The sequence below is a fragment of the Erythrobacter rubeus genome (assembly GCF_014705715.1).
Lineage (GTDB): Bacteria > Pseudomonadota > Alphaproteobacteria > Sphingomonadales > Sphingomonadaceae > Erythrobacter > Erythrobacter rubeus.
The window spans coordinates 2577991-2600787 of sequence record NZ_JACXLC010000001.1; the positions used below are offsets into that span (position 1 = coordinate 2577991).

The window sequence follows — 22797 nt, forward strand, 5'->3', positions numbered from 1 at the left end:
CTGCGATGTAGGGAGGGTACATTGAACGAGGCACTGCTTAACCTGATCGCCGCCAATGCGGCATTCGTCGGCACGCATTTTGTGATGTCGCATCCGCTGCGAGCGCCGATGGTGAAAGCGTTTGGCGAAATGGGTTTCCAGATCGTCTACTCGTTGGTCGTCATTGCGGCGCTTGCGTGGATCTACTTCGCTTTCAAGGCCGCCCCGCCTGCCGACCTGCCGGGAAGCGGCAATGTCGGCTGGATCATCGCAACCGTGCTTGCCCTCGTAGCGATGGTGCTGTTCGCCGGATCGCTGCTCGGCAATCCGGCCATGGTAACTCCGCAGGCCGAAGAGCAGGCCCGCGCCGAGCCCAAGGGCGCGTTTAGAGTCACACGCCATCCGATGATGTGGGGCTTCGCATTGTGGGCGCTGTCACACATCGTGATCCACTACAGCCTGCGCACCACTATCACGGCTTTCGCCATGGGGCTGCTGGCGCTGGTCGGCGCGCGGCTTCAGGATCACAAGAAGGAACGGCTGATGGGCGATCCCTGGATCGAGTGGAAGAGCAAGACCACGTTCTGGCCGCGCTGGGGTTTACTCTTCACTGCAGGCGCGTTTCCATGGGCCGTTGGCCTGATCCTGTTCGTTTTCCTGAGCTGGCTGCACGGGCCGCTCGGAGATGTGAATGCCGGCATCTGGCGCTGGTTCTAAGGCGCACGATCCTGCGTCAGGCCGATGATCCAGTCACGGCGCGCGACCTGCGAATCGTATTCGAACGAGAGATCGTGCCCGCGTTCGTCAAAGGACTGAAACTGAGCCCGCTGCGTTGCCTGCGATAACGTCCTTCCATGCGATGGCGGGATAAGCTGATCAGCGCTGCCATGCTGGATCAGGATCGGCACATCGACGTGTGGTATCTTGGCCAGATTATCGAACCGGTCGCGCATGAGTTGCTCGACCGGCAACCACCACAGATTCTCCGCGGCCGCGCCCGGAAGCGAGGTGAACGGCGCTATGAGAATGAGCGCGCGTGGAGGATAGCGCGATGCCATTTCTGTCGCGACGCCGGACCCGATCGAGTTGCCGATGAAGATCAGCTCGTCCGGACGGATATTACGCTCAGTAAGCCACGCAACGGCAGCCTCGGCATCGCTGTAAAAAGCCTCCTCGGAAGGGGCGCCGTCGTTCCCGCCATAACCGCGATACTCGACCAGCAGGGCGCCCATCCCGTGCGCCACGAGCGCATTGTTCGACACCACCGCCCCGCCCAGGTTGCCCGCATTCCCGTGAAAATAAACCACAGTGGGCATCCCCGCCTCCGCCGGCTTGAAAAAGCTGCGTAAAGCAAGACCGTCTAGCGTCTGGAGCGTGACTTCCTGGTAGCCAGGCACCAGCACGGCCGGGCTTTGCGGGGCGGGATAGATGAAGCGCGACTGAAAAAACCAAAGCGCCGCGACCACCACGGCGTACGCGAATGCAAGACCGAAGAGGGCGCGCAGCGCGAATGTCATTTGGCGGCTCCCTTACAGCCCCCTGAAAACCGCCTCGCGCTTCTCGATGAGGGCGGCGATACCTTCGGCATGGTCATAGGTAGTGTGCATCATCGCCTGCGTATTGGCCGCCAATTCGAGTGCGGTGTCATAGCCGACCTGCTGACCCTGCCGCAGGAGCATCTTCGATTGCCGAAGCGAATGCGGCGGCATCATTGCAATCCGGCCTGCAAGCGCTCGGGCCTCCTCGACAAGCGCGTCGTGCGCGACCACCCGGCTAACCAAGCCCCATTCGCGCGCTGTTTCCGCATCGATCACGTCGCCGGTGTAGAACAGCTCCGCAGCACGGCTCATCCCGATGACACGCGGCAGTATCCAGGTGCCGCCATCGCCCGGGATGATCCCGAGCTTCAGAAAAGTGACACCGAATTTCGCCTTTTCGCTGGCGATCCGAATATCGGCGAGGCAAGCCACGTCGCAGCCAAGACCGATGGCCGGTCCATTAACCGCAGCGATGACCGGCACACGCAGGCCGTGAAGCGCCCGCAACATGATGTGGATATTGTCGCGGTATCCATCGGAGATCGCCGGGGTGGAGCCGCCAAACGTGCCAGTCCGGTCGCGCATGGCCTTGATGTCGCCGCCGGCGCTGAAAGCCCTTCCCGCCCCCGTCAGGATGACGCAGCGCACATCCATGTCGCGATCGATCGCATCGCAGGCCGCGCGGAATTCTGCTCCATCGCCAGGCGCACCGAGCGGGTTCATCGTCTCCCCGCGATCGATGGTGAGCGTGGTGACGGGGCCGTCCTGCGCGATCTTGAGTAGGCTCATCGGGAAATCCTTTCACCGCGCGTCATGCCATCACCACCGCGTGACGTCACCCCGGCAGCGCGCGAGTGTCGCATGCGCACTTATCGTCATCCAATGATCGCAGCCGGGTGGAAAGCGACCGCCACCGCTCCTAGAACTCACGGCGTTCAACAAAGAAAGGCCAGTTCTGATGCGTCTTCCCGCCATTCTGCTGTTCGTCGCTGCACTCCTGCCATGGGAAACCGTCAGCGCGGAGCAGCAAGGAGAGCAGCCGCTCGGCGAGAAACTTGCCGAATTCGACACGTTCGTGCGCGAATTTCGCGTGAAGAACACTGTCCTCAGCCTGTCCTATGCTGTGGTGAAGGATGGAGAAATCGTAGCCGCAGAGGGGATCGGTTGGCAGGACCACGATGCCGAAGAGCGAACCACTGCTGACACGAGCTATCTTGTCGCATCGATAACGAAGACATTCACCGCGGCGACACTTCTCGGCATGGACGCGGACGGGATTATAGATCTCGATGCTCCCTTCACCGCATTGAGCGATTGGGATGGACGCTGCCAATGGCTGTCGACGAGCGGTTTTCCAATGGGCGGCGGTGTAGAACTGGAAGATGGGTACACCCCACCGCCGCTCGATTGCTCCGCGACGCTCAGTCTGCGCAACGTGCTGCAAATGCGTATCCTCGGGGAGCCGGGAAGCAACTTCCTCTATAACCCGATTGTGTTCGGTCGCCTTTCGAACTGGGTCGAGGAACAGACCGGCGAGCCATTCGATGTGTGGGTTCGGCGCTACGTTCTTGATAAAGCGGAGCTTGCCAATATCGCTGCGGGATGGCGCGACCCCAAAGGCGGCGATGCGCTGCGGCTTCTGGCCCCACCGTTTCGCCACGCACCCGAACAGGACGACAATCTCGATCCCTCGGCACTGCCGAACCCGGAAATGAATGGCTCAAGTGGTATCATCGCGAGCGCACGCGCCCTCGCCGAATATTCGATCGCGCTCGATGAGGGCCGTATCCTCGATCCTGCGGTGCGCAACGAGATGTGGACGCCCCCTACCGAAACTGATGGAAGCATGGCGGGCTATGCCTATGGTTGGTGGACCCAGGAATGGAATGGTAAGCAGCTGGTCTGGCATGGGGGCTGGTGGCCGGATGCCTATGCCGGAATGCTCCTGAAAGTGCCCGGAGAGGGGCTAACCCTCGTCGCTCTTGGCAATACCGATGGGCTGAACTGGGAAAACCGCTTGCATGTCGCCGAGATCGAAAACTCTCCGCTTGCCCTGAAGTTTCTGGAGCTGTTTGCGGCTGACTGAGGAATAAAAACGGGAGCGTGCTGCCCCGTCTATTCCGCTGCCTGCCTTTCCAGCAGATACGTCATGGCGCCGCGCTCGATAATGTCGCGCGAAATCTGGTGCATTCCCGGCTTGTTGTAATTGGTGGCAACCACGGTGATGACCGCATCGAGCTCTTCGAGCAACACGACCATATTGCCGCCATTGCCGGACATGTACCAACCCGAAGTGGCGAATTCGCCGCTTCGAAACGCGCTCAGCCACCATAGATAGCCGTAATCCGCGTTGCCGGTCGCGCGAACATGCGGCGTGAGCATCTCGCCGATCCAGGCGGCGGGCACGAGCTGCTGCCCGCCATGTGCTCCGCCATTGAGCACAAGTCTGCCGATCTTCACCAGGTCACGAGGGCGCATTTCAATCTGGCCGCCGGCCTGAATTTCGCCCGAGCGTGAGCGCTTCCACTGGAAATCGGTAATGCCCAGCGGATCGAACAGCGTGCGCTGCACATAGGTGTCGAAGCGCTCGCCCGACTGCTTCTCGATATACTGGCCGGTCATGAACACTCCGGCCGTGCAATAGGAAAAACGGCCGAAACCCTTGCGGTCGCGCACGTAGTCCTGCTGCACCGGGATGCTCAGTGCGTGCGGGACCCACTCCCGCTTGGGATACATCTTGTCTTCCTGCCCGGGTGAAGACTGGTCCCAGTCGTTGCAATCGAGCGCCGAGGACATCGAAACAAGATCGCGGAGGGTTATGCTGCTGTGTTTCGCCGATCCGCCCAAGGCCGCGAGCGGATTTTCATCCAGTGACGGGACAACGCCATCCGCCATCGCCCGGCCCAGTGCCAGCGCCGTGATCGACTTGCCTGCGGAGCGGATATCGAAGCGGTCGCCCGCCTCCGCGCCGTCGAAATATCGCTCGTACAGAACTTCTCCGCCCTGTTCGATGATCACCGCTTTGACTTCGCCGAGCTGGCCCTCTTCTATCACCCTCTCAACTCGCTCCATTACGTCGTTCGCCAACGCACCCGCGGGCAAAAGGGAAATCGTGGCAAGGAGAGCGATCGCGCGGAGAAATAACTTCATGCCTAAAGGATTAAGCGAGCCAATCTTGCCGCACAACGACTGCAGAGTCAGAATTTTTCTGCGAAGCGCGGCGTTTTGGTGATCCTGCAAAGCAGCGTTTGATTTCTGCGCGGTTGCGTCTAATCGACTGGAACCTCAATTCCTTCGTAAGATTATGTGTATTATAGGAATTTGCCGAATCCTCTCCCCCTCACGGCATTCGGCATCTTGGAGAATTTGAATGCCCCACGCCTCGTTCGCCGTTTTGACTTCGCCGATGCTGATCAGCGCTGTCCCTCCGGCAGAAGCTGTTGAAACGGCTGCGCTCGCACCCCGACCGGCCGTTACCGCCGCGTACAGGGAGCCTGATACCACGGTGATGCCGCTGTCTTGGTCGCTGGCGCTGGTGCAGGACAGTGCGGAAACGCAATCGGGCGAGCAGCAAGGGCCGCAAGATCCGGATGCTCAGGATGACGAGACCGAAATCGTTGTCGAGGGCGAGACCGGGGAGCGCGAACGCGACCCAATGGGCGCGGTGAATGAGACAAGTTACCGGATAACGCAGCAGCTTGACGATGTCTTCGTCGAACCGCTCGCGTACGGATATCGCGACGGGCTCCCCGGTCCGATCCGCGACGGGCTCGGCAATGTGGTCCGCAACCTCAGAGAGCCTGCCAACTTCCTCAATTTCCTGTTGCAGCTGAAGATCGGCAAGGCTTTCGAGACGCTCGGCCGCTTTGCGCTCAACAGCACGTTCGGACTAGCCGGGTTGATCGACGTTGCGGGCATGCCGGGTATCGGCCTTCCCTACAGGCGCAATGGCTTTGCCAACACGCTGGGCTTTTACGGTGTCGATACAGGCGCATATCTGTATCTGCCGATCACTGGAGCCACGACGGTGCGCGACCTGATCGGAAGCACGCTCGATCAGGCCGTCCTTCCGGTGGCGGTCGGCGCACCATTCAACACGTTCGAATATGCAGCGCCCTACTTCGTGATCAGCAACCTCGAAGCCCGGCTTGAGGTCGATGAAGAGCTGGAGCGGATCGAAGACACGGTCGATCCGTATGCTGCACGGCGTGATACCTATCTCGCCCGCCGCGAGCGCGAGATTGCCGCTCTGCGGGGCGAGGAAGTACCTGAAAAGCCCCGAATCCTTCAGGAAATCGATGGCGATATCGAACCGGGTGACCCGATGCTTGGCGAAGAGGACCTGGAAGAAGGCGATGAAGGATCGGATCAGGCCGACGAAGCCGTTGAGGACGCTACCGATGCTCCGCAGATCTCCGCGATCAGCCCGCGCGAGCTGCCGCCTATTGTTCCCATGATTGCGATCACGAAGCCGCGCACCCGCTGACCCAAGGCGTTAGCGGCCCGTTAGCCGGCAGCGATGCCTGCAATCAAGCGCGCGCTTCCTCGTCCACACTGGCCGAGTTGTGCTTGAGTGCCTTGAGCACTGTATCGACGATCTGCGGGGCGTTCAGCCCGGCTTCCTCGTACTGCTTGTCCGGCGCATCCTGATCCTGGAACATGTCCGGCAGGCGCATCGTGCGGACCTTCAATCCGGTATCGGTCAGGCCTTCGTCCGAAGCATAAGTGAGCACGTGCGCGCCGAGCCCGCCGATGGCGCCCTCCTCGACCGTCACCACAACCTCATGCGTGCGCATCAGGCGCGCGATCAGGTCTTCGTCGAGCGGCTTGGCAAAACGCATGTCGGCAACGGTCGTCGAGAGGCCCTTAGCCTCGAGCGTGTCGGCTGCTTTCTTGGCCTCTTCCAGACGCGCGCCGAGCGACAGGATCGCGACCTTGCTGCCTTCGCGCACGAGGCGGCCTTTGCCGATTTCCAGCTTTTCGAGTGTTTCGGGGATCGGTACGCCCGTGCCGCTGCCGCGCGGATAACGGAAGGCGATCGGCCCCTCATCATATTCGGCTGCGGTGTAGGTCATGTGCGCGAGTTCGGCTTCGTCAGCAGCTGCCATCACCACCATGTTGGGCAAGGTTGCGAGATAGGTGATATCGAATGAGCCCGCGTGGGTGCAGCCATCCGCTCCCACAAGGCCTGCCCGATCGATGGCGAAACGAACCGGCAGGTTCTGGATCGCCACATCGTGCACCACCTGGTCATAGGCGCGCTGCAGGAAGGTCGAATAGATCGCCGCGAACGGCCGCATACCCTGCGCGGCAAGCCCGGCGGCGAAGGTCACACCGTGCTGCTCGGCAATGCCCACATCGAAACTGCGATCCGGATGCGCTTTCGCAAAACGATCGACGCCAGTGCCCGATGGCATCGCCGCGGTGATGGCGCAGATGCGGCTGTCGTCATCGGCCAGCTTGGCGAGCGTATCGCCGAACACGTTCTGGTAAGCCGGAGGACCCGCCGCGCCCTTGGTCTTTTCGCCGGTGACGACGTTGAATTTGGGCACGCCGTGATATTTGTCGGCGCTTTCCTCGGCGTATTTGTAGCCCTTGCCTTTGGTTGTGACGACATGGATCAGGACCGGCCCTTCGGATGTGTCGCGAACATTTTCCAGCACCGGGATGAGGTGATCGAGATTGTGTCCGTCGATCGGTCCGACATAGTAAAACCCGAGCTCTTCGAACAAAGTCCCGCCGGTCACCATGCCGCGGGTGTATTCTTCCGCCCTGCCGACCATCTCATGCATCCGGCGGCTCATTTTCTTGACCGCTTTCGAGGCGAGGCTGCGCAGGCCGAGATACTCGCTGGAGGAAACCATGCGCGCGAGGTATGCCGACAGCCCGCCCACTGGCGGCGCGATCGACATGTCGTTGTCATTGAGGATAACAACGAGGCGATTGCCCGCCTGCGCCGCATTGTTCATCGCCTCATAGGCCATGCCCGCGCTCATGGCGCCGTCGCCGATCACCGCGATACCGCGCCCCGGCCGGTCGTTTAGCTTGTTCGCCATCGCAAAACCGAGCGCCGCCGAAATCGACGTCGAGGAGTGCGCGGCGCCAAACGGATCGTACTCGCTCTCCGCACGCTTGGTAAAACCCGAAAGCCCGCCGCCCTGGCGCAAGGTCCGGATGCGGTCACGCCGCCCGGTCAGGATCTTGTGTGGGTAGCATTGATGTCCGACATCCCAGACAAGCTTGTCGTCCGGCGTATTGAATACGTAATGGATCGCGACAGTCAGTTCGACCACACCGAGACCTGAGCCCAGATGCCCGCCCGATGTGCTGACTGCATCGATCATCTCGGTCCGCAGTTCATCGGCGAGCTGGCGCAGCTGACCCGGTTCGAGTTGGCGGAGCTCGTCCGGTGTCGGGACCGTATCGAGCAAGGGAGTGTGGGGCTTCGAAGTCATGAAATTCGCTCTACACCTTCAAAACCAAACTGTCGATGAACGGTTTGTCGCTCGCAGAGCACGCTTCATCGATAGTTTGTCAGTTTGGCCCGACGACCCTTGCGTCAATCGCACCTGACAGAGCGGGCAAAGCGCAATTGTTCAGGCGCACGCACGGCACAGGCCGCGAATCTCGAGCACCGGGCGCTCCGGTTTGAACCCACGCGCGCTTGCGAGACCGCGAACAGTGCGGCTAACCTCCTCATCGTCGATATGAGTGGCCTCGCCGCATTCATCGCAGACGAGGAAAATGCAGTCGTGCTCGCAGCCCGGATGGGTGTTGGCGAGATAGGCGTTCGAGCTTTCGACGCGGAGCGCCAGATTGTTCGCCACGAACAGGTCGAGGATGCGGTAGACGCTGTTCGGCGCGACACGCTTGCCCCGGGCCTTCGAAAGGTTGTCGGCAATGTCATAGGCCGATGCAGGCCGTTCATGCCGGGCTAGCTCGGTAAAGACCGATTGCCGCATGCCGGTCCATTGCTCGCCCGAATTGGTCAGTGCATCGCGCGCCGCTTCGATCAGCGTTTCGCCGCTATGCTCCTTGTGCGCGTGTGCGTGTGATTGTGCCATGCCCGCAGATATAGGCACCGAATGGGTCCGAGCCAAGCCAGCCGAGGGATGTTTACCCGTCAGGCGCCATCGCGAAGGAAGGCGGATTGGTAATCGGCCGGAAACATGGCTTTCAGTGCGCGAACCTTCGGCGCATCCCACCGGATGATGTATCCGTGACGCGGGTTCTTGGCCATGAAGTCCTGATGATAGCTTCCCGCCGCATAGAATTTGCGGTGCTTCTCGATATTGGTGACGACAGGGCGGTTCCAGACACCCGATGCGTCCATTTGTGCAAGATAGGCCTCTGCCACCGCGCGCTGTTCTGCATTCACCGGAACGAGCGCGCTGCGATAGTGCGAACCCACGTCGGGGCCCTGGCGGTTCTTGAGGGTGGGATCGGCGACGACCGAGAAGAAGATCTGCAAAAGCTCGTCGTAGCGCACGACATAGGGATCGTACGTGATCATCACCGCTTCGGCATGGTTTGTCCCACCGGAAATGATGCGGTTGTAGCTGGCAGTTCCAGCCGAACCTCCGTGAAAGCCGGATACCGCCGATTTCACGCCTTTGACGTGGCTGAACACGCCCTCGACGCCCCAGAAACAGCCACCGGCGAAGATCGCGGTCTTCAGACCGGCGCCCTCCTTGGCGATGCGCTTGGGCGCGGGAGCGTTGACGGGTTCTTCGAGCGCTTGCGCCGGCGAGGCGCAGCCATTGAGTGTGAGCGTACCGGCGGCAAGAGCGAGCGCAAACACTCGCCTGGCGCCAGGAATCATTCCTCGATAACCCAGAAATCGTCCGATGGCTGGGGCGCTTCGAAGGTCTGTGCGGCCTGTGCAGGCGGCGAAATGAGATCGCTGATATGATCGAATGACGCCGCGCCAACCATCAACGTGCCGGCGACGAAGCCGATGGCGAAGTTGCGATAAAGATCGGGGCTGAATAGGGTCATAAGCGGTCTCTGAGGGTCTAATTCGTATATCTTGGGGCCCGTGTAGAATCGGCTCGCTTGCGCGGGACTGAATGGGTCCTTCAGACTGTTGTTCGTTACGGAACCTGATTTAGTTACGCCCCCACGCACAAAAAAGATGAGCGGCGGGTAGAACCTCTTTCCGCTCACGAAGAAGGAATTGTGCAGGGTAAGTGGCCTTTGCCCTCGCTCAGCCAGCGAGGTGCGGATCAGTGCCGGAAATGCCGCATCCCGGTGAAGACCATCGCGAGACCTGCATCATCGGCGGCGGCAATGACTTCCTCGTCGCGGATCGATCCGCCCGGCTGAATCACCGCCGTCGCGCCCGCTTCCGCGGCCGATATCAGTCCATCGGCGAAGGGGAAGAACGCATCGGAGGCGACCGCGCTTCCCACGGTGCGGGGCTGCGCCCATTCGTAGGTTTCGGCGGCTTCCTTTGCCTTGATCGCGGCGATGCGCGCCGAATCGCGGCGGTTCATCTGCCCCGCGCCGATCCCGGCGGTCGCGCCGTCCTTGGCATAGACGATCGCGTTCGATTTGACGTGCCGCGCAACGGTCCAGGCGAACAGGCAGTCTTTGAGCTCCTGCTCGCTCGGTTCGCGCTTGGTTACGACCTTGAGGTCCCCGCGCGTCACCGCGCCATTGTCTCGCCCCTGGATGAGCATGCCGCCGGCGATGGTCTTCATCGCAAAGCCGCCCCGGCGCGGATCGGGAAGACCGCCGGTTTCGAGCAGCCGCAGGTTCTTCTTCTTGGCGAAGATCTCGCGCGCCTCCGCGCTGACCTTGGGCGCGATCACGACTTCGGCGAAGATGCTGGCAATGGCTTCTGCTGTAGCACCGTCGAGTTCGGTGTTGACCGCGACGATCCCGCCAAATGCCGAAACGCTGTCGCATTGCAATGCATGGTTCCACGCATCCAGCAGCGACCCGCCCTGAGCCACACCGCAAGGATTGGCGTGCTTGACGATGACGACGGCGGGGTCCTCGCCTGCGAATTCGGCGGCTAGCTCCAGAGCGGCATCGGCATCGTTCAGATTATTGTAGCTGAGCGCTTTGCCCTGCAATTGCTCGGCTTGCGGAACGCCGTTCGTCCCGGCCACCTGCGGAACATAGATCGCCGCCGATTGATGCGGATTCTCGCCGTAGCGCAAGGTATCCTCACGCTTGAATGCCAGCGGCATGGTCTCGGTGAACGGGGTCGCGCGCAGCGCTTCGGTGCCGAGCGGATGGGTGAAGGCATCGCCGAATGCGAACCAGTTGGCGATCGCCGCGTCATAGGCCGCCGTGCGCGCATAGGCTTTCCCCGCCATGCGAATGCGAAACGCGTCCGACGTCGCGCCGTCATTGGCGTCGAGCTCTTCCAGCAGCTCGGGATAATCCGCCGCATCGGTCATGATCGTCACGAAACCGTGGTTCTTCGCAGCGGAGCGCACCATGCTGGGGCCGCCGATATCGATATTCTCGATGATCTCGTCGCGGCTAGCACCTTTCGCCACGGTCGCCTCGAACGGGTAGAGATTGACCACGACGAGGTCGATCGCGCCAATATCGCGAGCCTCCATCGCCGCGACGTGCTCGTCATTGTCGCGCAGCGCGAGCAGGCCCCCATGCACTTTCGGATGGAGTGTCTTCACCCGTCCATCCATCATTTCGGGAAAGCCGGTCAGGTCCGACACATCGCGCACCTCGAGCCCCGCCTCGCGCAGTGTGCGCGCGGTGCCGCCGGTGCTGACAAGCTCCACCCCGCGCGCTGCGAGAGCGCAGCCCAATTCTGCAAGACCGCTTTTGTCGGACACTGAAAGCAGCGCCCGTTTGATCGTCGTCGAAGCCAAGTGCCTATTCCTCTTCGGGCGCTAGCCCATTTTCTTGAGCAGCCAGGAGAATTGTCCCCCGCCGCGCGATGTCAGACCTTCAATCACCAATTGTTCGGTGCCGTGCGGGCGCCCGTCGCCATCGACCCACAGGCTGTCCTCGCACCGCAATGCCATCTCCGACGCGCCAGCACCATCGCCGCGCAGGCGGAATTGCCAAAGCTTGCCATCGGGCAGCAACAGGCTCGCCCCGCGTCCGTCCTCGGTCAGGTGCGCCTCGACCCCGCGGCCAAGGTGAAACCGGATGGCGAGGCCGATCTTCCCGCGCTTGCCCTTGCGCGATACCGGCAAAAGGATGTCTTCGCCCGCCAGTTCGCTGCCATCGCCGCGAAGGCTGAGGACGCGCCGATGCGTCAGTCCGAAGCGTGCGGCGTAACCGTCATGGCTGGCCTCGACGCGGGTCGCTTCGCCGCCATTCTTGCGCAGCACCTGCCGTTCGACTTCGACATTCTCCGCGCCCTTTCCGAGCTTGCCGTGAAGCAGCACGGCGGTCGAATTGGCGTTGTCGAGCACCAGCGTGGAATGTGCGGCGGTCGCGCGCAGCCCTTTGCCGATGCGCGCAGGCACTTGCCCACCCGACAGCGCCGATCCACCGCAATTCACGATCAGGCGCGAAGGCCCGTCGGACAGTTCGAATGCCAGCGTCGATGCGCAGCCGGTTCGTGCATGGCGTGCGCGCGGAGGTGGTGCTGCATCGAACTGCACCACCGTCTTGCCGCCGCGCAGCCGCTGGAATCCCCAATGCTGGACATCCTTGAGCGGGCGCGTTCGCACACCCGTTGCCTCGATCAGAGCAGCGACGCGGTCCGCGCGCACGGCACCTTGGCCCTGCCAGTTGCCAAGCGCACCATCGCCATGGCGCAGCGACAGCAGCGGCGGAACGAGCAGTTCGCGCATCACGAACAACGCCTCGGGCGGCTCGTGCCCGGCCGCATCATAGCAGGCGAGCAGATCGGTAAGCACCGCGATGGCCTGCATCTGCGCTTCGGGACAGCGCGACAACACGCCGCCATCTTCGCCGACAAGATCGCCCAGCGCGCGGATAAGCGACGCTTCCCCGAACAACCTGCGCGGCTTGCCTTCGGGCAGCAACAGGCCCGCAGCTGTGACCGCAGCAAGCCCTGCAACCTGGCCCAAACCCGCCCCGTCCCGCGGAGCCTTACGGTCCAGCCAGGCAGCGGTTTCGCCGATGGCGGCGAGCAGTTTCGGTTTGAGCTTCGTGTCCTGACCCGACAGCACAAGCGGCGCATGGACCAGCCACGCCATCAGGCGTAGTCCGGCATTCTCGACTTCCCAAGCGGGTCCCTTACCTGGTTCGGGATTGGCGGCGAGCCAATTCGATGTGATCCGCTCGGCAACGGTAACGCAATCAGCACGCGGCGCACTGGCGGCAAGGTCATACACCCACGAGAAGCTGTGCACCGCCCGCTCGAGCCCCGGGCTCAGCCGCCCCGAGCTGTCGCAATCGACTTGACCGATCGGCAGCTTGACGCCGTGGACGAGGAAGTGCCCGGCTCTGAGTGCGGTGCCCGCCATCCGATCACCCGTCACGGGGCTTTCGACCGTCGCCAGCACCCGCAAAGGCGCCGGACGGCGGAATGGCGCGGCGAGCGCGTGGCCGGGAACGCCCATCCTGTACGCCAACCGGATCAGCGCTTCGCCAGGCTTGGTGCGCGGCGCAATGACGTCAGTCAGAGCGAGCGCGCGGGAGGTTTCGACCTGGGCGGCAACCGGCTGCTCCATGTCGCTTTGCGCGGGAGCGCGTCTGCGCTTGGGCTCGGCCCCAGCTGGCAATGGCAAAGCGCTCTGATCCTGCGCATCCTCGGCGATACCAAAATCCGCCGTGTCCTGTTTCTCATCGGTTTCGCGAAACAGGCTTTCCATCATGCTTCCCCTTTGAGCGCGGAAATGTTGGCTGCATAGCGATCGGGCCCGCCCTTGAAGGTCGCCGAGCCTGCGACCAGCACGTCGGCTCCTGCAGCGATGCACTGCTTGGCTGTCTCGGGATTGACCCCGCCATCGACCTCCAGGTGAATGTCACGCCCCTCTTTCTCGATCATCGCGCGAATCCGGCGCACCTTTTCAAGCTGCGAGGGAATGAAGCTCTGTCCGCCAAATCCGGGATTGACGCTCATCACGAGGACGAGATCGACGAGGTCCATCAGGTTGTCGAGCACCTCCACCGGCGTACCGGGATTAAGGACGACACCAGCCTTCTTGCCGAGCGAGCGGATGGCCTGCAGCGTCCGGTGGATATGTGGCCCGGTCTCTGGATGAACGGTGATGATATCTGCGCCGGCCTCCGCGAAAGCCTCGAGATAAGGATCGACCGGTGCGATCATCAGGTGGACGTCGAACGGCTTGTCCGTGTGCGGCCGCAGCGCCTTCACCACGGCAGGACCAATCGTGATGTTCGGCACGTAATGCCCGTCCATCACGTCGACATGGATCCAGTCGGCCCCGGCGGCATCGATGGCGCGCACTTCTTCGCCGAGCTTGGCAAAATCGGCTGACAGAATCGATGGGGAAATCAGTGGTGCTGGCATGGCTGGTCGCGGGCCCTCCTTGGGCCTTCCCGCAATAAAGCAGCCGCGAATCGCTGAACAAGCGTGCGGTTAACTCTTTTCCACGGCGCACCGGCGGATTTACGGTCAATTCAGGTGGAATTCAGCGCGAATTTGACAAACGAGTGCTAATTCTGAGGAAGCGAGCCCGATCGAATATGATACGGAGAGGCGGTCCGCACCGATCAACGAACCAATTGGATTAACTGACTGACATGAAACTCTTTGCGACAGGCCTTGCCGCGATCACCATGCTCCCCGCAAGCGTTTCGATGAGCGGCGCGCCCGCCGCGGCGCAGGCTGCGACGACAAGCGATTTTCGCAACATCATCGCCAACAACATGCGCTCGTGCGCGCCCGGAGGCGGGCCCGCGGTGCGAGTCACCGTCAATGGCGTGAAGAGCTCTTCCGGCAATGTCCGCGTTCAGCTTTACCGCGGAACGAAGGCCGATTGGCTGGAAAAGGGCCGTTGGCTCAACCGGATCGAGCTGCCCGCGCGTCGGGGCCGCATGACATTCTGCGTGCCTGTGCCCGCCAGCGGAACCTACGCGATCGCGGTGCGGCATGACGTCAACGGCAACGGTTCGACCGACATCCGCGAGGATGGCGGCGCGATGTCGAACGATCCCTCGATCAGCATTTTCAATCTCGGCAAGCCGAGCATCGACAAGACCCGCTTCGATGTGGGCTCGGGCGTCCGCTCGATGGCGATCACGATGAAGTATTTCGGCTAGCGCGCGGTTTACTTCTTGGCGTGTTGCGAGCGCTTGTGACGCCACAGGGATAACAGCACGCCGGGCGCGGCGAGGATCGGGTATTTCTCGCGAAACGGCGTCACTTCGACCGGCATTCCGGTGTGTCTCTCGACCTTCCAGGCAGCATAGCGGGTCGCGCCTTCGAATGTCGTGCTGGCCTTGAGCAGCCTGATGAAATTGAGCGGCTTGCCCAGCCGCTGTCGCACTTTCCACCAGCCGAGGATTTCGCTCCTGCGCTTGTCGGACAGGGCAGGCGTGATGCGCTCGCCCTCCCACGTGAATGCGATCCCGCTTGCCTCGAGCGCGAGCGGGAGCAATCCGGCGAAATGCGCCGCGTTGACGCTGAGGATATCGTTTTCCCGGCCCGCTTTCTCGACCCTGAATTCGGCCTTGTATGTCGCCCGGAAGAGCGCGCGCCAATAATCCTCTGCCGTTCCGCTCTCGGGCCCGAGGGCGACGGCCAGACGCGCGGCAGTCTGGGCGGCCGATGAGAGCGCTTGGATCACCTCTTCGCGTGCTCTTTCGTCAGCCGACCAGACCAGCGCCGATGGCTGGACAAAGCGCGCCCAGATCGTCGTGTCCTTGAGCTCTCCAGCCGCAGCTCTCGCAAAAGTGGCAAGCGTCATCGTCGCCACCTTCGCGCGGAGCACCGTGCCTTCATGTTCGCGCTCATGATAGCTCACGACCGGCCAGATCGCGGGGTCATCCTCGCCTGCGCGCAGGATGTAGAAATCAAGCACGCCTTCAAGCGATCCGGTGCGCAAATTCGATCCGTAGAACAGCACCGCACGCGCTCCCGCCTGTTCGGCGAGAGCGCGCGCAAATTCCGCGACCGCAGGATTGATGGCGGCATCGATCTGGCGCGCAAGCCGGTCGGTCAAGTTGTCGGAAATCGGATCGGTCACTCGGACGGCCCCCACGCTTCAGCGATCAGGGGACGACGAATTGCAATTCAGGCCCTTGGCCGATGTGATACTTGCCCGCCGGGAACGCCTCTCCGTCGAGGATGAATTGATCGTCGATCTCGAGCGTGAATTCAGGAGCGCTGAGCTGATGGATGCCGCGTTCACGCGGATTGGCAATCTCCCGCCCCATGATCGCAATCGGCAGCAAAGCCGCCGTGCGCCGCGAAATCTGGTCGAGCGCGACGATCTTGAGGCCCGTCTTGAGTTTGCCGAACGGATGCGTGCCCGCCGGCAGCCGCTCAAGCGTCGATGCGAACAGCAGCTGGCGGTAATTCACGTCCCCGCGCCCGCTATGTGCCATGGGCGTGCGGTTGGCGCCAAGCTCGACCCTCATCCGCGAACCCTTGCGCCACGGATTTTCGGACCCGGCGAACAGCGCCTGGGCAATGGTCCAGGCCGTCGTAACGCCGACCGCGAGGCTGTTGAACGCGCCAAGGCGGTGGGCGCTCTGCCCGGCCTGCGTCGCTTTCGTAAAGGATCCGGCGCCGAGAATGAAGCCGAGCACCTTGGATGCCGAAAGGTCGTTGGCCGCATCGATCTCGATCGGGCGGCGGTAAACGCGCGAGCCGTTGTCGAGCGCGTCGATCGCGTCCTGAAGGTTCCATTCTGCCGGAACGCCGAGATCGACGGTCAGCGCGTTGGTTTTCCCTTTGGGCAGAACCGCGATGGCAGGCCAACTGTCTCCGAAAATCGCCGCCCCGCTGGTTAGGACGTCGCGGACAGTGCCGTCGCCGCCATTGATAACCAGCAGCTCGATGCCGCGGCTCGCGAATTCCGTGAGCGCGGTGGGCAATTGCGAACGATCGCCCGGCTTCGCGATGTGAACGTGGGGGCTGACGCCGCAATCGAAATCGGCACCCTGGTTACCGTGGCTGCGCGGATTGTAGATCACCCCCACGCTCGGAGCCTCTCCGGGAAGTCGCACAGGGCGCCGCGAAGCACCGGCCAAACGGCCGGATGCCGGGCGCGGCATCTGCGCAAATTCGTAAATCGGAGTTGCCATTATTATCCTTAACGCTCTGCCTGCGAACGCTTCTCTGCCATCAAATGCCGCTTTTGTCACATTCGTGTGCAGAGGCGTTATGGTTACATCGGTTACTACCGCGAATTTGGCAAGCCTGGCGCCGGATTTTCTTTACGCCACCGTTCAAATTATCGATCAAGCGGTAATCATGCGCGATCAGCCCGATCGTGCCGGCAAATTTCCTGCTGGTGTAGCAGCGCCCGAACGCTAGGTTGGAGCCATGCTGACAACGTCCCTCCTCGATTCCGCCCGTTCGCTAGCTCCCGATATCGTCGCCTTGCGACGAGCGATCCATGCCGAGCCGGAGCTTGGCCTGCACTGCCCGATGACAATGGCGAAAGTTCGCGAGGCGCTGGCGGACGTGCCGCTCGAATGGCGGGAGGGATCGTCCACCACCGGCGCAGTAGCGACGCTGACAGGAGGCATGGCGGACGCCGGTTCTCGCCGCGTTTTGCTTCGCGGCGATATGGACGCGCTGCCGATGGACGAGAAGACCGGCCTGGATTTCGCCTCCACCATCCCGGGGCGTATGCATGCCTGCGGACACGACACCCACACCGCCATGCTGGTTGGTGCTGTGCGCCTGCTAGCGGAGCAGCGCTCCGAGCTTACCGGCACGATCGACTTCATGTTCCAGCCGGGTGAGGAGGGGCATCATGGCGCACGCTTCATGCTCGATGACGGCCTGATCGATCCGCTTCCCGATGCTGCATTTGCTTTGCACATCATGCCGAACGCGCCGCACCGCGTGCTGGCGGGACGCGCGGGTCCGCTGATGGCAGCGGCAGACCAATTCACGATCAAGGTGAAGGGGCGGGGCGGGCACGCATCCATGCCGCATGACTGCGCCGACCCGGTGCCCGCGGCAGCGGCCATTATCGTTGCGATCCAGGCGATGGTAACCCGGCGTTTCAAGGCGACCAATGCAGTCGTCGTGACCGTCACGCAGATCAACGCTGGTACGGCGCATAACGTCATCCCGGACGAAGTCACACTCGGCGGAACGATCCGTACTCTAAGCGCCGATCACCGCGACAAGCTCCATAAGCTTATCGCCGAAACCGCCAGTCAGACAGCATCGGCTTACGGGGTCCAGGCGATTTGCGAACTGGAATTCGGCTTCCCCGTGACCAATTGCGATGCGCGCGCCGTGGCGCTTGGCCAGGAGGTTGCACGGCAGATCGGCGGGGTAGAGGGATGGCGCGATCTGCCAGACCCGATCATGGGCGCGGAGGATTTCTCCTACATCTTAGAGAAAGTGCCGGGCGCCATGTTCTTCCTTGGCGTCGCACCCGAGGGTGAGGACTGGACCCAATGCTGCGCGATCCATTCGCCGCGCATGCATGTCGATGAAACGGCACTGCCACACGGCGCGGCCATGCTCGCAGGCTGCGCGCTCGAATTCCTTTCCGACGGTTTTCGCTAAAGCAGTAGAGTCTGATCAAGAAAGGCACTCCATTTCCCCAGCGAAAAGACAGTTAATTGCTTCTTTGAAGGCGGAAATGGAATTCATTCCAGCAGGCGGGACCAAAAGGCCCTTTCGGCCTTTACCACCGACGGCATAGTCGGATTTTCTACTTGGTTTGACGTGCCCGATATGAAAACCAATGCAGCCCGCCCCATCTGATTAGAGCTCCGATCCAGGCGATTTAGTTGCAACTGAAGCCAGTTAAGGGACTGTTTTTGTTGATGGTCCAGATCGGACAGCTATTTCAAGGGCACAGTTTTGAACTTCCAGATCAAGGTTGTAGATATCCCCGCTGGGTTCAACGACCATCTCCACCTCATTCGTAAGGCAAATCCCGAGCCTTTCTGCTTGTTCCGGCTCGATTATGAGTTGGAATCTTCCAGGCATGACTTGTTCAAAAAAGTAGTATCCACCCCGCTCCGTACGCGCAGTTGCCACAACCTCGCCTCCGCGGTCGATGAGTTGAAGCCTCAAACCGGATACACCGCGCGACGTATCTTTATCGCTGAAAGATACGGTCCCCTCAACTTCGCTGAGCGCAACGATTGGGAAGTCCATCACGTGAAACCTGCCTGGACGAGGTACGATCTCAATACCGCGTGAGACAGGGGCAAGTAGAATGTCGGGCAAAGAGGACGGATCGACCTGCACACTTACTGGTACGCCATTTCCCAAGCGGGTAAGCCTCGCGGTTCCCCTCTCATCTGTTTCGGAAGTGTTGTTGAAGACTGAAAAATTGACATCTTGCAAAGGCACGTCGCCCGGACCGAACACGCTATCGCCGTCCAGGTCCTGAAATGCGCGCAGACTCACCGAGCCAGAAGATGCTTGCCCCGGAGGCGCCAGAAAGAAGTTTCGGCGTATCGGATCGCGGCCGAAACTGAAACCAAGTCGAAGAGCCATCGAATAGCTCCGCTGTTCGAAAACGTAACTCCCATCAAAAGCCAATGAGAACTTGTCGAATTCCTTGATAGCGGATGCTCCTAACCTTAATCCGGCGGAGCTGAAGGAGTACGAAGCTTGACCGCTCACAACAGTCCGGCCGTCAATCTGGTAGTCGATCTCGCCAGAGACATTGGTAATTTCAGGACCCTGAAGTAAGCTGTACCCGACAGACCCGCGGAGCTGCGTGCGTGAACGCGCAAATGTCGCAAGATCAAAATTGCCAATGAGCTGAGAGAAGCCGCTGCCGTTTGCAGCTGTGTTTCTCGTATATTCGAAGGTGTTCGAAACGATCATACCCGGCAAGCGGGCAGAACTGCGAAAAATAGCGTCCGTACTGGATCTACCATCGAGAAATTCGACATGTCGCAGCCGCGCAGCCACCGGGATGGAGCTATCTCCGAAGATCCCCCCCAATGCGAGATTAGCGTTAAAGTCCAATTCGGTGGCCCGCCGAAGTGGGTCTCGAGTGTTGCTCCTGATTTCGTCGGAGAAGCCGCTTCCATATTCGAAATGCGAAAGCGAGAAGGCGCCTCCAAATGCGCGGCCGCCGAGCCCGGCACCCAATGCATTGCTGCCATCGCTAGCGACGGCGGCGTCAGCGCGCACCGCAAGACCGCCCAGACCTGTTCGCAATCCGGTCGTTCCAAGAAAGACATCTTCGCCTACATCTTCGAAATATGAAAAGCCTGCGATGGCCGTAACATCAGCGTTTAGGCCATAGGAAGCGCTGCCTCCCGCTTGCCAGCTGCCGAATCCTTCGAGCGGATTGAAATCGGGGCCCTCCACACCGAGAAGATTGACCCCTCTCTGAATTGCGCCGAAATCGTATTGCAAGTCACCCGCGGCGACGCGCCCGTCGCCAACACTGACCCGTCTTACCTCTTCGCGGCGCTGGCCCTGAGGTCCGAAGAACACGAGCCGAAATATGTTAAGACCATAATCGACTGGAACATCTAGAAACTCATATTGCCGATTAACGGCCGATGCGACCGATCCAATGAGGATGTCGTTCCGGTACAATTCGACCTCGTACCCATCCGGCAGAACACCTCGCAGGTCGATTTGCTCAAACACGGAGGCCGCTTGAAACGGTCGATTGCTCACAAACCCGCCGCGACCAGCTCTGCCGCGCAAACCGACCGGCATGGAAACTGTTGCGACGTCACCGACCTGAAATTCGCTTGCTTTGAGAGGGCCAAGCAAATCCCCATCGCCGTCGCGCCTCCCCAATTGTACCAAGGATGCGACGAGGCCATCGCGCGTGGTCGCGGATAGAAATGCCTGCGCAGTCATGAAGGCAAGGTCGCCACCAAAACGGAAATCGCCCTCGAGTCTCTCATCCATCGTTGAATCGGAAACCGCACGCAATTCAACGTCGGCGAGAGGAAGAGATGCCGCAAGCCACGGAGTTTCCTGTCGCGGCCATTGCATTTCCTCGCCTTGTCCTTGTCGCGCTTTCAATCGTGCTCGTTCAGATTCGCGACGTAAGCGCTCTTCGAACGGAAATGGTTCGAGGGTTGTAAGAAGCACGGACTGCGTTCGCAGGTTTGGCTCAAGCTTAACGGGCAAAATCTCGGCAAAAAGATCGCTACGCAGGTACATCTCCCCTTCGAAGGCTTGAACTTCGTCGGGCAAAAGCGGCCTGCTACCGCCGTTGGTGGTCAATCTATTGTTGCGCAGATCCAACGTGACGGTTCTGTTTTCTGTTAAAAACCAACCATTGGCGTAGTGTCCATCATCACTGACGCGAACGGCGAGGTCGAGAATGCGCGTGAGCTCGCCGACTGGCAGATACAGACCTTCTCTGGTCCCATAGACAATAATCGTGTCCGTCGCATCGATCCCCCTGACCTTGAATTGAAGGATCAATTCGTCGTTAAGGGTGAAAACAGGTTCGCTTTCGTCGACTGGAAAAGTGGTAGTACCGGGTCGTAAGTCGAAGGATTGCTGTTGCTGGGTTGAGAACTCCGCGGTCTCGGGTATATTTGGTTGGGCACTCGGCCTTTTAGGACCAATTTGGTTCTTTTTCGATTTAGGTTTCTCATCGGTCACCGCTCGCGCTTGCCGATCGGCAGGTGGAACTGTTTCGCGGCCAGGTGCTGCACCTTCGAATGGAAGTGCACTTTCCTCCAACCTGTCGGCCGGATTCGTCGCATCGCCTTCAATCAATCCGTTTTCAGGACGGGAGCCCTGTAGTCCCTTATGCTTCATCCGAAAATCAGAAGCGATAACGCCAACTGGTAGAGTTATGATTGAAGATGCGCCCGCCTTCGTTGGGCCAAGGTGGGCCGCGTTTGGCGCGCTCGACACTCCCGAATGCTCTTCCTGAGAGACAAAAGCCCCCTCGGGCTGGGTCGCAGTCTTCAAAGTTGTTGCCGCCGCGGGCGAGGCAAAACCCTCCAGAGGCATTCTCGTATCGCTTGCATAGGGCTTCGGCTGAGTGAAGATCGGTCGCTCCAGACTCTTGCCGGAATCGCGCGATGTAGCGGTAGCACTTTCGATCAACACCGGCGCAGCTGCAGCGTACTCGCCCGTCACACCCTCGACAGCGGTGTTAGCGCTCCCAGTAGGGAGAGAGCCGCTCGCGACCGCTGGAAAAGCAGCGATTGCGGCCAAGATGCCGATCGCGCGAATGGTATTCACCGTACGACAAATTCTTGCCTGGCTAGTGTTTCCCCTGGCGCGACATCATCGTCGACAAAGGTCGCTGTAAGGACCATCCCGGGTCGCAGCGTCGTCACGTCGAATTCTGGATTTAGCGCGAGTTGGACAAAGCGCGAGTTGATCTCTGGATAAACCCCGATGCCCCTCGCAATAACAACTGGCTCGTCCTGCCCCGGCGCAGTAATGATCAAATCGCCATAAGCAGAGCGCGTTCCAGAGCGAGTAATCGTGAGTGTAAGGGAGGAGCCCTGATCGTCTTGGACCAGCGATATGTTTTCCAGTCCTACTTCGAGCGTTGTGGGTCCGACGCGCATGATGACGGGAATCGAAATTCCAAACCGCGGACGGATGGTTACACCGACATTTCCCGTCTCTGCCTGTGCGTCGCTGACGGCGTCCTCGATTGAGAAACCTTCGTCTACGTTACTTGGAACCGAAACGACCATAAAGTGCGCGCGGTATTCACCATCGGGCAAGCCTGCCGGGGGCCTTGCCATGATCCGAATGGTTTGTGCTTCGCTTCCAAGCAACAGGACCCGGCGCGGCGACCACCGCAACATCTCGCTCGCGGTCTTGACGTTGCTGGCATCGATACCCTCTGGCAGATTGTCGAGAGGTATCACCCTGCCGTTATTGGTCATAACCATATCGGTAACAGAAATCTCGTATTCGCCTTCAAAGGCAGTTTTGTTATAAACCCCGACTGAAGCGATCCGTTGACGTTGATCCATTACGATGCGGCGAGGGTAGAGATTGATGTCGCCCATTCCGCCGACAGATCCATCAGGGACTTCACCTGCCTCAACAATGGGTAGCGGCGGCGCGGCTTCTTGGGCCTCGTCGGATTCCGGTTTCGCGGCCTCTAGTGCGAGGGTTTGAGCCGCAAGGGCAGTCGTCGACCAAAGCGCGAGCGCGCCTAGCAGCGCTGTAATGGCGCGCAGCCAAATGTTGGAAATTTTTGTTTTCATGAGTGCCCGCCCCGAGACCATAATTTCTAAGGTCTTCTAC

Annotated in this window: 19 protein-coding genes; 5 read left to right on the forward strand and 14 right to left on the reverse strand. The window is 60.8% G+C overall.

All coding sequences use genetic code 11. The annotated features are described in order from the left end of the window. Nucleotides 1-21: 21 nt before the first annotated feature. Nucleotides 22-696, forward strand: a complete 675-nt coding sequence (locus tag IB285_RS12620) for an NnrU family protein (protein ID WP_190788496.1) — start codon at nucleotides 22-24, stop codon at nucleotides 694-696. Here IB285_RS12620 and IB285_RS12625 read toward each other — a convergent pair. Then, complete coding sequence (locus IB285_RS12625) at nucleotides 693-1496, reverse strand: alpha/beta hydrolase (RefSeq protein ID WP_190788497.1); 804 nt, start codon at nucleotides 1494-1496, stop codon at nucleotides 693-695. The genes IB285_RS12620 and IB285_RS12625 overlap by 4 nt on opposite strands. 12 nt (nucleotides 1497-1508) lie before the next feature. Continuing rightward, nucleotides 1509-2306, reverse strand: coding sequence for a crotonase/enoyl-CoA hydratase family protein (locus tag IB285_RS12630; RefSeq protein WP_190788498.1), 798 nt, complete (start codon nucleotides 2304-2306; stop codon nucleotides 1509-1511). Nucleotides 2307-2475: 169 nt separating this feature from the next. Here IB285_RS12630 and IB285_RS12635 point away from each other — a divergent pair, with 169 nt between their 5' ends. Next, nucleotides 2476-3603, forward strand: a complete 1128-nt coding sequence (locus tag IB285_RS12635) for a serine hydrolase domain-containing protein (protein ID WP_190788499.1) — start codon at nucleotides 2476-2478, stop codon at nucleotides 3601-3603. Between the two features lie 29 nt (nucleotides 3604-3632). Here IB285_RS12635 and IB285_RS12640 read toward each other — a convergent pair whose 3' ends face one another. Then, the gene (locus tag IB285_RS12640) at nucleotides 3633-4667 is read right to left on the reverse strand and encodes a serine hydrolase domain-containing protein (RefSeq protein ID WP_190788500.1); all 1035 of its coding nucleotides are present in this window, start codon (nucleotides 4665-4667) and stop codon (nucleotides 3633-3635) included. Between the two features lie 256 nt (nucleotides 4668-4923). Between IB285_RS12640 and IB285_RS12645 the strand changes: the two genes are divergently transcribed. Next, nucleotides 4924-6003, forward strand: coding sequence for an MlaA family lipoprotein (locus IB285_RS12645; RefSeq protein ID WP_190788501.1), 1080 nt, complete (start codon nucleotides 4924-4926; stop codon nucleotides 6001-6003). Nucleotides 6004-6046: 43 nt separating this feature from the next. Here IB285_RS12645 and dxs read toward each other — a convergent pair whose 3' ends face one another. From dxs to rpe, 7 genes are all read right to left on the reverse strand, one after another. Next, entirely contained in the window at nucleotides 6047-7972 is a 1926-nt protein-coding gene (gene dxs / locus IB285_RS12650; RefSeq protein ID WP_190788502.1) for a 1-deoxy-D-xylulose-5-phosphate synthase, read from the reverse strand. Nucleotides 7973-8113: 141 nt separating this feature from the next. Continuing rightward, complete coding sequence (locus tag IB285_RS12655) at nucleotides 8114-8581, reverse strand: Fur family transcriptional regulator (protein WP_190788503.1); 468 nt, start codon at nucleotides 8579-8581, stop codon at nucleotides 8114-8116. A 59-nt stretch (nucleotides 8582-8640) separates the two neighbouring features. Further along, nucleotides 8641-9339, reverse strand: a complete 699-nt coding sequence (gene msrA / locus IB285_RS12660; protein WP_190788504.1) for a peptide-methionine (S)-S-oxide reductase MsrA — start codon at nucleotides 9337-9339, stop codon at nucleotides 8641-8643. Further along, a complete protein-coding gene (locus IB285_RS12665) occupies nucleotides 9336-9515 on the reverse strand; it encodes a hypothetical protein (protein ID WP_190788505.1) in 180 nt (59 codons plus the stop codon). Before IB285_RS12665 ends, msrA begins: the two co-directional genes overlap by 4 nt. A gap of 227 nt (nucleotides 9516-9742) precedes the next feature. Continuing rightward, nucleotides 9743-11365: a bifunctional phosphoribosylaminoimidazolecarboxamide formyltransferase/IMP cyclohydrolase gene (gene purH / locus IB285_RS12670; protein WP_190788506.1), complete on the reverse strand. Its 1623-nt coding sequence runs from the start codon at nucleotides 11363-11365 to the stop codon at nucleotides 9743-9745. A 21-nt stretch (nucleotides 11366-11386) separates the two neighbouring features. Further along, nucleotides 11387-13288: a heparinase II/III family protein gene (locus IB285_RS12675; protein ID WP_190788507.1), complete on the reverse strand. Its 1902-nt coding sequence runs from the start codon at nucleotides 13286-13288 to the stop codon at nucleotides 11387-11389. Further along, the gene (rpe, locus tag IB285_RS12680; RefSeq protein ID WP_190788508.1) at nucleotides 13288-13950 is read right to left on the reverse strand and encodes a ribulose-phosphate 3-epimerase; all 663 of its coding nucleotides are present in this window, start codon (nucleotides 13948-13950) and stop codon (nucleotides 13288-13290) included. Before rpe ends, IB285_RS12675 begins: the two co-directional genes overlap by 1 nt. Before the next feature lie 233 nt (nucleotides 13951-14183). On the opposite strand from rpe, the gene IB285_RS12685 reads away from it, so the two are divergent. Then, complete coding sequence (locus tag IB285_RS12685; protein ID WP_190788509.1) at nucleotides 14184-14702, forward strand: DUF2141 domain-containing protein; 519 nt, start codon at nucleotides 14184-14186, stop codon at nucleotides 14700-14702. 8 nt (nucleotides 14703-14710) lie between these two features. On the opposite strand, the gene IB285_RS12690 is transcribed toward IB285_RS12685, so the two are convergent. Then, nucleotides 14711-15616: a hypothetical protein gene (locus IB285_RS12690; RefSeq protein ID WP_190789117.1), complete on the reverse strand. Its 906-nt coding sequence runs from the start codon at nucleotides 15614-15616 to the stop codon at nucleotides 14711-14713. Between the two features lie 37 nt (nucleotides 15617-15653). Further along, nucleotides 15654-16691: a diacylglycerol/lipid kinase family protein gene (locus IB285_RS12695; protein ID WP_190788510.1), complete on the reverse strand. Its 1038-nt coding sequence runs from the start codon at nucleotides 16689-16691 to the stop codon at nucleotides 15654-15656. A 241-nt stretch (nucleotides 16692-16932) separates the two neighbouring features. Here IB285_RS12695 and IB285_RS12700 point away from each other — a divergent pair, with 241 nt between their 5' ends. Further along, a complete protein-coding gene (locus IB285_RS12700) occupies nucleotides 16933-18138 on the forward strand; it encodes a M20 metallopeptidase family protein (protein WP_190788511.1) in 1206 nt (401 codons plus the stop codon). Nucleotides 18139-18381: 243 nt separating this feature from the next. Here IB285_RS12700 and IB285_RS12705 read toward each other — a convergent pair whose 3' ends face one another. Then, the gene (locus tag IB285_RS12705) at nucleotides 18382-21768 is read right to left on the reverse strand and encodes a hypothetical protein (RefSeq protein ID WP_190788512.1); all 3387 of its coding nucleotides are present in this window, start codon (nucleotides 21766-21768) and stop codon (nucleotides 18382-18384) included. Beyond that, nucleotides 21765-22778 (reverse strand): hypothetical protein, encoded by a 1014-nt coding sequence (locus IB285_RS12710; RefSeq protein ID WP_190788513.1) that lies wholly within the window; start codon nucleotides 22776-22778, stop codon nucleotides 21765-21767. The genes IB285_RS12705 and IB285_RS12710 overlap by 4 nt, the downstream gene beginning before the upstream one ends. Nucleotides 22779-22797: the final 19 nt, after the last annotated feature.